Raw genomic sequence first — 13,488 nt, 5'->3', positions numbered from 1 at the left:
TTGAATTGTAATATAGCTTGGCTATTAAATGAAAAAATATCACACATTCCTTTTAGAACATGTGATATTTAAACTAATTGTAATTAGTATTATTAAAAATATTTTAGGATTTACTTAATAAATTTACCTATTGCATCATTTAAATCTGTGAGAACTTTTTTATCTCCTGTTTCTACAGCATCAACAACACAATTTTCAATATGATCTTGTAAAATTATTTTACCAATATTATTAATTGCAGATTTCACTGCTGAGACCTGTACTAATACTTCACTGCAATCACGACCCTCCTCAACCATCTTTTTCACTGCCTCTAAATGTCCTATAGCTCTTGATAATCTATTTATTACAGCTTTAGTATTTTTATGTGTATGGTTATGTCCATATTCATCACTCATAAATTTATCTCCTTTTGTTATATTTTAATTATATGTTGATTTTCTGCCACTTTCCACTTAAGAAACGTTTTAATAAAATTATACCTCTAATTGTAATATCTAAAGCATACCCAAGCCATACTCCCAATAATCCAAATCTAAATGTTACTCCTAGTAAATATCCAATTACTACTCTTCCACACCAAATTCCTATTAGTGTTGCATACATTGGAAACTTTGTATCTCCAGCACCTTGCAATGCACTGGTAAATACTTGGGTAATTGCTGCAAATGGCTGAAATAGCGCAATCAACCTTAATACTTTTACAACCATTTCTTGTATTTCTTTTGTATCTGTAAATATCCTTGCAAATTGTGGGGCAAATATAAAAAATATAATTCCAATACAAACCATAAAAATAGTTGCGATGAAATCCGATAAAATAACAATATTTTTAGCTTTCTTAGTATTATCTTCTCCAAGACTTATACCAACAAGAGTAGCTGTAGCAACCCCCAAACCCATTGCAGGTATATAGGAATAGCTTTCAATATTGCCTGCTATATTATGGGCTACATATGCTGATATACCAATAGAAATAATCATGCTATTGTATACTAATTGACCTAATCTCATAACTAATTTTTCAATTCCAGCTGGTATTCCAATTCTCATGATGGATTTAATTATATCTTTTTTAATCTTTATATTTATCAAATCAAGCTTAATAACACTACCATTTACTAGCTTTAATGTAAGAATCAAAACATTTATCATACGTGAAATAGTTGTAGCTAAACCTAACCCCAGAATCTCCAATCCTAATTTTATAAAAATGTAATTTAAAAATATATTTAACACATTAGCAATCCCTGTTGCTATCATTGGTGTACTAGTATCTTTAGTTGCTCTTAAACAGCTTGATAGAATAAGTGATAAGCAAAGAAATACTGATGGTACTGCAACAACCATATAATATGGTACTGTATAACTTAATATTTCATTTGAAGCACCTGAAATCATTAATATCGGTTTATAAAATATTAAATTGACTGCTCCAACCAATATTCCTATTATAATACCTAATATATTGGATTGTTTTATGGTGGCATTTGCTTCCTCAAAATCACATCTCCCAACATTTCTTGAAATAATTGCGTTAGTTCCTATACTTATAGCAGTATAAAAAGCAATGAACACATTAACAATTAAATTAGTTACACTAATTGCTGCAATTGCACTATCATTAATCTGTCCTGCAAAGTAGGTATCTACCGTTCCCAGTAGTGTTTGAAGAATATTTTCTACTATTACAGGAATTGATAATAAAAATATAGTAATAATATTATCTTTATTTTTCTTTACCCAATTCATTCTATCCCTCCTTATATTATCCCCCCATAGGGGATAATACAAGGGTATCATTTATTAAAATACACTTCAAGAATTTTTGTAAAATTATCCATTTAACTTCATAATACCAAACTAAAAATATTTTCTTTGACTTTATTAATGCATATGATAAATTAATCGCCTATATTCAATACCATTTTGCACGCTTATTATATGTAAATTATACCATATAAATTATAAGTAGCTTATTTACAAGTTAATTATTGAAAAATAAAAATACCGTAAAATTCATCACTAAATTTCACAGTATTTTAGAAACCCATTTATTCCTATATCAATTTTATCTATATGAAGAATATGTTTTTGTTTTGTAATTATTTAGCAATCTTAGATAATGATTTGCTTCTCTTAGAACATGATCTCCTAAGAGCGGTAAAATTATGGACTTAATCTTACAATTTAATAATCCTTCTGTTCCTTTCATCTTGAAATCTCTAATGTCTTTAGTGGCCTCTCTACTCTCCTCAGTCACAGTGGATATATGTGCTAATGAAATTGTATTATCGTGCATAGTAAGTGCTTCTTCTGTCAATCTATCAAATTGCTTACCAAACATGTCAGCAACATTAAATAATTCCTCTTCTGTTGGATCTAAATAGCCTCTAATAAATTTTGAATGTTCAGCCATAATTCTGTTCCAGAAAGCTTCCTGATCAGCCATTTCCTTATTAATGTCCATCTCAACTCTTTCTTGTAACCTTCCTAACATTCTAAGATAGAACATTGCTTCTCTTAAAATATGATCCACTAAAAGGGGATAAGAACCTGTAAACATCTTGCACTTTAATACATTTACTTTTATTTTATTTTTTAACTTAGCTGTTTCATTTACTACAGGAATAATCTCTTTATTTAAATAAAATACTTCTTCTGATAAACCATCTAGAGTTTTACTATTTTGATAATCTCCTAAAGATAATTCCATTTCAGTTGTATTTGTATTGATATTAATTCCAGTGTAAAATTCTGTAGCTCTTTCTGCTTCTAGTGTATAGTTTGTAATTATTTCTCCTGTATTACCAATGTTGGTATCGATAATTCCACTAGATAATTTTATAGTCTTTCTAAGCAATCCATCTAGTTGTTCCTTTAACATATCTGCATAATGAAGGTAATTTTGAGATCTAGGCATTAATGATGCACCAACAAAAACTAGATGCTCCTTCATTATTCTTAAAAAGAATAGATTTAATTCTAGCGATTGTTTAATAAACTTCTCCTTAGATAACATATTTTCTCCCTTTAAATAATACTTCATTAACAATATATGCTTATACTTATATACTGACAAAGGAATTTAATTAATTTTTATTACAAAATATACTAATACACCTTGTTAATATTAAAATTACCACAAATTACGCTCTTATTGGTTGTTTTTCTTTTTTTCCATTTTATACTTTTGGTAAAGAATATCTTTTAAAACTAAAACAGTATCTACGTCGTCAAACCCAAACTCAATTTTAAAAGCATCATATAACTCAGATATTTTCTGACTATAAGTATTTATCCCTTTTATACCTTGATATGAAGCCAAAATTGGATACTTTTTACTCCACGCACCTGTCCAATCAATTTCATCAACTATCATTTCAATGCCAGTAACATCACCACTAATATGGCTTCCACTAATAAGATAATCATAACTTACATTATAAAGTTGACTTAGTAATTTTGCTTTAATAAGTTCAGGAACCGTTTGGTCGGTCTCCCATTTACTTACCGTTTGTCGAGATACACCTAATTTCTCTGCAACATCCTCCTGAGATAAACCTTCCTTTTTACGTAAATATAATAATTTTTCGCCTAATGACATAACTATCACCAGCCTTTCCTAAAATCCAAGTTAACTTGTAGCTATAGTATACTAAACACTAAACACCTTTTCTATCAAGTTAAAATGGAAATTTGTCAACTAAACTTAACATTCTAACTCTCTCGTATTTCCTTATCACCCCTAAAATATTTAATTTAATCGTAATTATTTATCATGCTCTCTTCATTAATGGCAGTATCTCCACTTACCTTTTCATCAGATTCCCCTTTAGACTTCATTAATTCATTAATGTATAAAGAATCTGCTATTGTTAAGCATTTCACTCTTGCCAATAATTCCTTTGATGCAGATTTTGCTGGAATACTCTTTATACACTTAGGTGGATTTTTACCATCACTAACATAAACTTTTATAATACCACCTTCAAGTATGTACTCTATTTTCCTTTTACCTGATGTTTTTATTTCAGTATTACTAGCTTTTGATTCTTCCAATAATTTTAAAAATTCTCCTTTTGAATTTTGCTTTTTATTTCTATCTTCATAATTTTTTATATAATAATTATTTAAAGTAACTTTCATTATGAATACTCTCCTTTTATAACTTAATTGAAAAACTATTAATCTATATTAACTTGTCCATAATGTTCACCAGCACATTTTATAATAGCAGAACTTTCACTAATCCATTCAATTGTATATTGTCCACTTGAAAAATTATTAAGCCCCTCTATCCTATTCCAGTTTACACTTCTCTTAAATAACCAATACTTTTTTTCATATATAGTACTATAACCATCTAATAGCGATGATTTTTCAACAACTATTATAGTATTTGCTCTATTAGGCGCCTGAAAATATAACTCCTTTTTAGAAAGGAATAATAACTGAGAAGTTATAACTAAAAATGAGATCGCTATAAACACCACATATCCAATCACTTTACTAGATTGTGTTTCTTTAATTATATATAAAATAACAAGATATAACCCCAATATAAATAAAGCTGTATTAGTATAATTTCCAATTAGTGATAGATTTAAAGCTAATTTTATAGCTATCAATAAAATTATCATTAATATATAAGTTATAGAAATTACATTAAATAAACAGATTTTTTTCATCTAAATATTACCCCTATATCTTTCTACTAACTTGCAAGTCAAATTCTGGCTTTGTAACATATGCTAGATATTGAACATTCTTATCATTTTCAACTACTCCTGCTCCTGTAACAATATGTGTTGGCATAATCATATATATCACTCCTTAATCAATTACTGATCATTACTTTTCATGATAAAATAAATTACATGGAAATATTGAGCTTATGAGGTTTTATTTCTTTTACAGGCATAACATCATTCTCTTACCAAAGAATAACTCTTTCTAAATCCCATATTCGTTCTAAAACTATTTCTTTGATAAAAGTCGTCCGCTCCATCCGTTGAAAGTAAATCTAATCTTGTATTCGGATATAAATTATGACATATATCAATTAAAGCTTTTCCTATCCCCATTCCTCTATAGCTATTATCAACTATAATTTCAGATATATAAGTAGTGATTTCTCCATCTGTTAATGCACGAATTAACCCAACTATTATACCTCCATCTAATGCAACAAGTGCAATATTAGAATTTTTCCATGCCTTTAATGCATCTTCTGATCTTTTTAAGAATGTCATCCATCCTTCTTTCTCGTATAATAGTTGAATAGAAGAAAAATCTGTTTCTTTAAATTGCCTAATATAAATTCCTTTTGGTAATTTTACTTGTCCAATTAACTCTTCCGTTAAAATAAATTTATTCATAAAACCCTTCCTTTGTAATATTTATAAGTTTAGCAACTTCATTGAATTATCAAAATGAATGCCAGACATATTATTTACTCTTGCAATATATTTATTAACTTCATCAATTTCACACCACATAATATCATCAACTTCATTAGAATTATTAAATGGTTTTGCCTTAACAAAGGCAATGAATCCAGCCATTATTAACTCATTTGGTTTAAAGTAATAGCTTTCTACATACAGCATTTTTTCAACTTGTTGACCTGTTTCTTCTAAAACTTCTCTTATTACTGTCTCTTCCAATGTTTCACCATTACTTACATAACCAGAAACTACTCCCCAATGAGTTTTGGAAATATAATTTTGCTTTAATAGCAATATCTGATTATTTTCGTTAATAACTAGAACTTCAACACAGCTGGCAGGACCATCAAAATATGGTTTATCACAATCTATGCAATATCTTACTAATCCTTCATCCCCAATACTTTTTTCGTCTAATTCTTTACCACATATAGGACAATAAATAAATTTCATAAAAGAATTCCCCTTTATATCTTTCTACTAACTTGTAAATCAAATTCTGGATTTGTAACATATGCTAGATATTGAACATTCTTATCATTTTCAACTACTCCTGCTCCTGTAACAATATGTGTTGGCATAATCATATATATCACTCCTTAGTAAATTACTAGCAATTACTTTACATAATAAAAATTAACTATAGTCTAGCCTTTTATTTTCCTCCATGAACTTTCTTCTAATCCATCCGCCTTCAAATACTTACAAAATATCTCAAAACATTCCATCATAGCAGCCATAGCTTCTTCTGTTACCTGATATCTCTCTTCCCACCACCAATTTTTTATTATCAATGGTTCATTTCCTCGATGCATTTCTGGTTCAAATCTTGCCACCAGTTGATCTCCATATAAAACAGGCAATACGTAATATCCATACTGCCTCTTTGAAACAGGTTTATATACTTCCCAACTATATTCAAAATCAAAAATATCTTTAACTAACTTTCTGTCCCAAAGAAGATTATCAAGTGGAGCCATAAAATTTGCTTTTTTATCAATACTAGAATTAAGATTATCTAACATTAATGTATCGTCAGCCCTAATATAAAAAGTTTCGTTTAGTCCCTCTACTTTTACAAGTATAATCTCACCATCTTCTAGTAGCTCCTTTAATATTTTCTTTCTAAGATTTTTATCAGATACAAAATGACCAAGCCATCCTCCACCATTTCTATCCCAGTAGATCCCTATGCTTCCTATCCTTCTTTTAACATACCACTTATAAAAATCATTATCATTATTAAAAGGTTCCTTCACATCCAGTAGCTCTTTTGGCAATAGGTTTTCTATCAAGTCATAAACCTTTTGTGTGTTCTTCTTTTCTTTAACGCCCAAAATTCCGCTGTTCCACATATAGTCCATGGTAGCGCTGGAAAGTTTCCCATGACCCCAAACTCCACTTTTCACACGTCCAATATCCAGCTTTGAAGGCAAAGTAGCACCATTTTTCTCTATATATTCTTTTGCTACATCCACATGATTAATTGCTTCAATTGAACCTCTATGATGCAATACTCTCTCAGTTTCTTCTTTTCTTCTTAATCTCACTTTTTCAAAATAAGGCCAGTCTTTAATGGAATAGATAGCCATCATCTTATCCCAGCCATCTATGAGTTCTCTTTTATTATAAAGAAGAGTTTCTAGCATCATAGGGTTATAATTTTCAACTCTGGACTGAAGCACCAAATCAGCATTTCTCCCTACCATATTTAAAGGATCATATTGTATGCACCCTACTCTATTTATAAAATTCTTAATACCCTCTTCACCCTTAAAAGATTTTGGTGAAGATAGCCCCTGATACATCACCAGGAATTTTCTCAATTCACCCTTTGACATAGTAATTTTTTTCATATTACTTCCTCACTAAAATTTTTATTTATCATATTTTCAATTTTAAGACTAGATTTTAAAATAAATTCTCCTAACAAAACTTCTTATAATAATTATAGTTACATAGAAATACTGAGCTTATGAGGTTTTATTTCTTTTACAGGCATTACAACTTCAACAAAACCAATTTCTTCATATCTACTGTTTGGAAAAACCTCATAGTTTTCGATTACGTATTTTGTAGCTTCCACTGATGCTGATTCTTTATCTTCACTTCCCAGCATAACGGCACAATGAGGTACCCATTGTCCAGCTGTGTAATATTCCCAACCACTATGATCACAAAATGCAAAAGTTTCGTGTATATTTTTATGTAAAGCAATTAATTCACCACATACAACTGGTGCAAGATATACAGTTCGGGTATTATTAAACACCCCAATACTAGAAAGCAAAGCGGGAAATGATTTTGTATCCTTAGCTATTTCTTTTAATAACTTGTCACACTTTTCAATATCAATATCATTAAATATAGCTATGGTAATATGAGGACGAGTCTTCCATTCTAAATATTTTTCACTGATTCTCTCTCTTGCAATTCCTTTAGCCAATTTAAGAATTTTTTCCTCTGTTTCCTTATCAAAATATAATTCTATTGCATATTTCATGCTAATTCTCCTCCAATATATAAAGACAATTTATTATGAATGTGGCTATGAATTTCATGTTATTCAAACATCAAAATCGCTGAAACCCTTGGTATGACAACAACTATTTAAATAGTTAAATAGTTATATATTTGTATAGTTTCCTATATAACTATTTTCATATATAAATAGTTATAAATTTGTATTACTATATTTAAAGTTTAAAATAATTTCTTTAACATACGACTCCATGATTATTCTATATTCTTCTGGTCTGTAGTCCATGGATTTTATCAAATTAATCATCTCTTGGGCTGAAATATATTTAACATCGTCTACCTCTGACTTTTGTAAGGTTAAATCTGAAATATCAATATCTTTACATAATACAAAAATATCAATGAAATGATTGTATTTTTCCCATAAAACTCTTTTAAGAAAAATTATATCATCTATCTTTATACCTAATTCTTCATGTATCTCTCTAATAATAGCCTCTTTACTTGTTTCTCCAGCTATAACGTGTCCCATGTGAATATCCCATCCACCAGGTAAGAACTGTTTTGATTTTGATCTTTTCTGAATTAAGAATTCTCCCTTTGAGTTATGTATATATGCATGTGCTCCTAAATCATATTGTCCTTCTAAAAGCTCTTCATCTTTTGGTGCTATTTTACCACTTCTACTACCATCTCTATTTAAAATATCAAAATACTCCATGTGGTTTCCTCCTATAAAATTATCAGTACTTTATCACCTACATAACCACTGCTTAAGCATGTTTTCATTGTAACATTTATTTTAATGCTATGTATATATTTTATATATAAGTTAATTTATTCTACAAGAAAAAGCAAAGTGGTTACTTCAAAATGGAAGTAGCCACTTTTATAATTTTTAGAATAAATATCAGATATACCTATATTAATAAATCTCCAAGAATGATGTTATCTTTCCATCAGGATGACATTCTTCAAGAAGCCCAAACTCCGGGTCATAAAATTTGCCCTTATAATGTACTATCCAATGTGTATACTTTGGCATGTGTACTGTCAAAATTGCTACTTCTGAAATCTTAGGATTCTTTTTAGATAATCTTACATTTTTATCAGCATGTTTAATGTTATAAAAATCAAGAGCTTCAATTAGCTGTCCAATGGATGTTGGCCCATGTGTATGCATATTTTTAATAACTTCATCAACTGACACTCCCGCAAGCATAGCTATGCATGCTTGTCCACATGCACATGGGTTTGGTTGCATTATTAATTTTATACTCATTTTCTTATTCCTCCCTAATGTACAAGTATTTAATATTACTATTCTTATTCAAAACTAGAGATTAATTTTTCAGGATTTAGTATTTTTCCCTTATATTTTTCTGTTCCTTTTTCTATTTGTCTGCTATCTCCTGTTGCAAGAGCTTGTTTCCAAAATTCTTCTGGCGTAATATCTGGTTTTACTTGACAAGCTAAAGCATAAAGTCCAGCAAGATAAGGCATACACCAGCTCCATCCCCCTTCTCTATAAAATACATAATCCTTCTCTCCTGTAGGGCTAGCCACTGTTTTAGAATCAATAGGAATAAGTAGTAATTCTTCTGGTTTGTCCATATTAAATTTCTCTTCATAATACTTATTAAGTTCATCAATATGCTCTATTTTCGATACCCACTTATTCCATTCTGTAACTTTATAATTAGAAATATCATCTTTATCTGCAAGGGAATCTATATCTAATCCATGGAAATAAAACTTATCCTCATATGTGTCAAACATATTTACTGTTATAACAAATATATTTTCTTTAATTGCTTTTTTAACCGCTTCTATAAATTCGTTATACCCCTTACTTTCAGGCTTGCATCCTGCTGATATAGATAAAACTCGTATCTTATCATCCTTTGGCAAAGATTTATTTACTTCAATAATTCTTTCAATCGCTTTTGCTGTCCAAGAAAAGTCTAGTTCCATTTCACTATTAACAAAGTTATAGTTTTCGCATGCTATAAAATACAAATCTGCTTCCGATGCAACTCCAGTATTCTTACCTGCTGCAATTGATGCCACTGCTGGAGCATGCATCTGTGCTTCTTCTGGTTCATAATGAATTTCTTCATACATCTTTACTCTATCATGATATTCCTCATGATTTACTAAAAGAGAATAATCGATAAATGCTATGTTTATTCCCTTACCAGTTATTCCTCTTTCATGAAGTTTTTTTATTTCAAGACCTGGATTTATATGAAACTCTAAAAAACTTTCAGGGTTAAACTCCTCTGGAAGTTTCCCTGGCCATTTTGTTTTACTATCAAACACTGAATTTAAAAGCTTATCTTTCTCCCCAGATAAATCAAGTTTCTCAAGGTCATATCCTCTTAAATCACTAATATTTTTTCCCCACTCATCTTTGAGTTCTTCAATGTTATTTATACTCCCTCTTCCAAAATCAGCCATGTACGGAAATCTTTCAATTTTTACCTCTTCTTTAATATTATTATTAGTAGAAGTTGTTTCTTTGCTGTTAACTTTATTATTGCAGGCAGTGATATTTATTACAAATACTGCTACCAACAACACTATTGCTAACTTTTTTTTCATTTAATATCCACCCTTTCATTTTTCTCCCCAATATTATCATCTTCTTTAGTTAGTACAGTACCTCTGTATTTCTTAATATATAATTTAACTTATCTTCCCATCTATCATGCATATCATAAAAATGCTCTTCTTTATTTATAAACTCGAATCCAAATTTATTAAATATACTTTGCATTCTCTTATTTGAGCCCATTGTATCAGCATATATACATTTAAGTTTTAATGTATTAAATACATAGTCTATTGCCAATTTAACTGCTTCAGTTCCATACCCTAATCCTTTATAATTATTATTGGCAAGGGCAAGCCCAAGTTCACATCTACTTTTTTCATAGTCAATTCGTTTAAAAGATAATTCTCCAACGATTCTTCCATCCCTTAAAAAAATTCCAACCCTAGGATACCATGATTCCTTTTCTATAATAGAATCATACTTTTTATAACCTTTTCTTTATCATAAATATAGGTATTTGGATCCATAATTGGATCTGTAACATAGGATTTATAGTGTTCATGATATTCATCTCTAGTACATGTTTTTAAATAAATCTTGTCTCCTTCAATTCTAATCATAGTCTCCTCCATAAAATAAGGTATATATTATTACTTTTCCTTCAGCTTTCCTAGCTTTATAGCTCATGAAGATTATGAGTTAATCCTTTTGACCACATAAAATATTTTATATGCTTTATCATCAATTGGAGATAATCTGAAATCTTTATACCTATTCATTATTTCAAAACCTGAAATCAAAAGAAATGCATCCATTTCTTCAACAGTATATGCCCTTTGAATATGTGTTTCACACTGATTATCACCAAAATCAAAGACAGTTTTACCTATTTTACTTACCTTATCATATTCTAATATCTGTTTGAATTCTATATTATCAAAATTTCTATCAATTATTCCAAAATGTCTTTCTTCATATAAAACTGGAGTATTAATATCAAATATAAAAATCCCGTTATCTTCTAAATGTAAAAAAATATTTTTTAAAGTTCTTTTCATATCAGAATCCGTTACTAAATAATTTAGTGCATCAAATGCACAAGTTATAAGCTGAAATTTTTTATTCAAAGTGAAATTTACCATATCTGCAACTGCAAATTCTATTCCCGTTGTAGTCTCCTTTGCTATATTAATCATATCTTCTGAAATATCAATTCCACTAACTTCAAAATTTTCATTATATAATTTTGATGCTAGTAAGCCTGTCCCACAAGCAACATCTAAAACTGAATTAATATTTAGATTGTAAATATTAATTACATTGTAAATTAAATCGCAGTATTTAATACTATCTTTTCCCCAACCTTTTTTATAAAACTTTGCTAATTTCTCATAAGGTTTCATTGATTATACTCCCCCTTTTACTTCACAATACACCCTACAGATTGTTAATAAATCTATGTATTTCAAATTATAAATATATATTCTTATAGTGTTACACAAACTTTAAAAGTTCGTGAAAGCTATTAATTACATAATCATATTCTTTAACTTCCCCAAAACCATATTGTGCATAAATAAAGGGTATATTAGCAATTCGTGATGCTTTTAAATCTCCCTCAGTATCACCAACATATACTGAACTAATTAAGTTATTTCTTTTTATTATTAGTTTTATATTCTCACCTTTACTTAAACCTGTTCTTCCTACATTCTCATAATCTATAAAATATTTATCTAACTTATGTGATTTAAAAAAGGCTTCTATATATCCACATTGACAGTTACTAACAATAAATAATTTATATTTTTTAGATAATTCCTTTAAAGTTTCCTCTACCCTATCATATAGAATTGCACCATGTTTGCCTAAATGATTACATTCATCCTTACAGCAATGCTTAACTATTTTAAGTCTATTTTCTTCTTCTAAATATGGGAAAAACTTTAATGCAACATCCTCTATTACTAACCCCATAACACCCTTCATATCATCAAGCGTAAGTTTATTTATCACCTCATCATAGTTACCTATAGTTTTATTCCATGAATCTATAACACTAGATGTTGAATCCCATATAGTTCCATCTAAATCAAAAATAATACTATCCATTTTCATATTTTCCCTTCTCTTTAATAGAATAATTATAATTACTTACTACTTCTAGTGAGTTAACTTCTCTCCAATTTTTCTCCGTAACTTCTTTTAAATGTATCATTAAACTCCCTCCATAGCATTCTCTAGAAATAGTAATCATAATAAAATTATACCATATTATACCGGATCATCATCCATATATTTGTATATGTAGTAAAATTAGAAAATAAAAAAATATCGTATACTCATTTCTGAATAATCCGATATTTTATAACCTTACTATTTAATATAATACATGTTCAACTCTAAAGTACTTCCACAATTACTTTCTGCTTTATTGAATCCAACTTCTATTCCACCTAGAGCTTTAACTAACTGAATACTATTAGGATTACGACGATCTGCCTCATAAATAAAATAATCTAAATCCATATGTTCACGAAAAAAGTCAGTTAGACCAGTAATAGCTTCATATCCATACCCCTTACGTTGTTCATTCTTTCGTATCCATAAACCCACCTCAGGAGTTTTAGTGTCTATCAGATGAATCTCTATACTTCCAATGAATTTATATTCTTTATCTAAAATACAACACACCAAATTTGTTCCCAATTCTTTAAGTTTTGTAAACTCATCAATAAATTTTCTTGTACTATCTAGGCTTTTAAAAGGCTCTGGATACTGGTATTTTGTTATTTCATCATTAAATTCAGTAAAATAATCATATGCAAATTCTTCTGAAATAGGCACAAGAAGTAACCTACTTGTTTCTATATTAAATCCTTTTTCATTAATAATATCCTTAATCATTCTTACCTCCGTTATATCTAAAAAATAAATATTCTATCTAACTCATTTATCTACACTAGAATTTTATCAACCATTATTTTTGCTTCTTAACTA

18 protein-coding genes are annotated in these 13,488 nt (G+C 29.0%); all 18 read right to left on the bottom strand.

Going from position 1 to position 13,488, the window contains the following annotated elements; genetic code table 11:
* Positions 1–110: 110 nt before the first annotated feature.
* Complete coding sequence (locus tag IO99_RS07130) at positions 111–398, bottom strand: metal-sensing transcriptional repressor (RefSeq protein WP_035131814.1); 288 nt, start codon at positions 396–398, stop codon at positions 111–113.
* A 28-nt stretch (positions 399–426) separates the two neighbouring features.
* On the bottom strand, positions 427–1,752 hold the full coding sequence (locus IO99_RS07125; protein WP_035131813.1) for an MATE family efflux transporter: 1,326 nt from the start codon (positions 1,750–1,752) through the stop codon (positions 427–429).
* 319 nt (positions 1,753–2,071) lie between these two features.
* Entirely contained in the window at positions 2,072–3,022 is a 951-nt protein-coding gene (locus tag IO99_RS07120; RefSeq protein WP_035131810.1) for a DUF2935 domain-containing protein, read from the bottom strand.
* A gap of 135 nt (positions 3,023–3,157) precedes the next feature.
* Positions 3,158–3,607 carry a helix-turn-helix domain-containing protein gene (locus IO99_RS07115; RefSeq protein WP_035131808.1) on the bottom strand — a complete coding sequence of 150 codons (450 nt, stop codon included), beginning with the start codon at positions 3,605–3,607 and terminating at the stop codon, positions 3,158–3,160.
* 155 nt (positions 3,608–3,762) lie between these two features.
* Positions 3,763–4,149, bottom strand: coding sequence for a hypothetical protein (locus tag IO99_RS07110; protein WP_035131806.1), 387 nt, complete (start codon positions 4,147–4,149; stop codon positions 3,763–3,765).
* A 38-nt stretch (positions 4,150–4,187) separates the two neighbouring features.
* Positions 4,188–4,691, bottom strand: coding sequence for a hypothetical protein (locus tag IO99_RS07105; RefSeq protein ID WP_035131804.1), 504 nt, complete (start codon positions 4,689–4,691; stop codon positions 4,188–4,190).
* Positions 4,692–4,928: 237 nt separating this feature from the next.
* A complete protein-coding gene (locus IO99_RS07100) occupies positions 4,929–5,381 on the bottom strand; it encodes a GNAT family N-acetyltransferase (RefSeq protein ID WP_051823983.1) in 453 nt (150 codons plus the stop codon).
* A gap of 21 nt (positions 5,382–5,402) precedes the next feature.
* Entirely contained in the window at positions 5,403–5,903 is a 501-nt protein-coding gene (locus IO99_RS07095; protein ID WP_035131802.1) for an NAD(+) diphosphatase, read from the bottom strand.
* 194 nt (positions 5,904–6,097) lie between these two features.
* Positions 6,098–7,306: a DNA glycosylase AlkZ-like family protein gene (locus IO99_RS07090; RefSeq protein ID WP_035131801.1), complete on the bottom strand. Its 1,209-nt coding sequence runs from the start codon at positions 7,304–7,306 to the stop codon at positions 6,098–6,100.
* A gap of 98 nt (positions 7,307–7,404) precedes the next feature.
* Positions 7,405–7,953, bottom strand: coding sequence for a 2'-5' RNA ligase family protein (locus IO99_RS07085; protein WP_035131798.1), 549 nt, complete (start codon positions 7,951–7,953; stop codon positions 7,405–7,407).
* Positions 7,954–8,124: 171 nt separating this feature from the next.
* The gene (locus tag IO99_RS07080; RefSeq protein WP_051823982.1) at positions 8,125–8,652 is read right to left on the bottom strand and encodes an NUDIX domain-containing protein; all 528 of its coding nucleotides are present in this window, start codon (positions 8,650–8,652) and stop codon (positions 8,125–8,127) included.
* 204 nt (positions 8,653–8,856) lie between these two features.
* Positions 8,857–9,213 carry a hypothetical protein gene (locus IO99_RS07075; protein ID WP_242844100.1) on the bottom strand — a complete coding sequence of 119 codons (357 nt, stop codon included), beginning with the start codon at positions 9,211–9,213 and terminating at the stop codon, positions 8,857–8,859.
* Positions 9,214–9,257: 44 nt separating this feature from the next.
* Positions 9,258–10,535, bottom strand: a complete 1,278-nt coding sequence (locus IO99_RS19460) for a S8 family serine peptidase (RefSeq protein ID WP_035131797.1) — start codon at positions 10,533–10,535, stop codon at positions 9,258–9,260.
* Between the two features lie 49 nt (positions 10,536–10,584).
* Positions 10,585–10,956: a GNAT family N-acetyltransferase gene (locus IO99_RS18695; RefSeq protein WP_278245233.1), complete on the bottom strand. Its 372-nt coding sequence runs from the start codon at positions 10,954–10,956 to the stop codon at positions 10,585–10,587.
* Entirely contained in the window at positions 10,953–11,108 is a 156-nt protein-coding gene (locus IO99_RS19035; RefSeq protein WP_156964312.1) for a hypothetical protein, read from the bottom strand. The genes IO99_RS18695 and IO99_RS19035 overlap by 4 nt, the downstream gene beginning before the upstream one ends.
* A gap of 72 nt (positions 11,109–11,180) precedes the next feature.
* On the bottom strand, positions 11,181–11,891 hold the full coding sequence (locus IO99_RS07060; RefSeq protein ID WP_035131793.1) for a class I SAM-dependent DNA methyltransferase: 711 nt from the start codon (positions 11,889–11,891) through the stop codon (positions 11,181–11,183).
* Between the two features lie 91 nt (positions 11,892–11,982).
* Positions 11,983–12,606, bottom strand: a complete 624-nt coding sequence (locus IO99_RS07055; protein ID WP_035131791.1) for an HAD family hydrolase — start codon at positions 12,604–12,606, stop codon at positions 11,983–11,985.
* Between the two features lie 258 nt (positions 12,607–12,864).
* Positions 12,865–13,395, bottom strand: coding sequence for a GNAT family N-acetyltransferase (locus IO99_RS07050; protein WP_051823981.1), 531 nt, complete (start codon positions 13,393–13,395; stop codon positions 12,865–12,867).
* Positions 13,396–13,488: the final 93 nt, after the last annotated feature.

The sequence above is a fragment of the Clostridium sulfidigenes genome, assembly GCF_000732635.1.
Lineage (GTDB): Bacteria > Bacillota > Clostridia > Clostridiales > Clostridiaceae > Clostridium_J > Clostridium_J sulfidigenes.
Note: the sequence above shows the minus strand (reverse complement) of the source record. Positions and strands in the feature narration are given on the sequence as shown.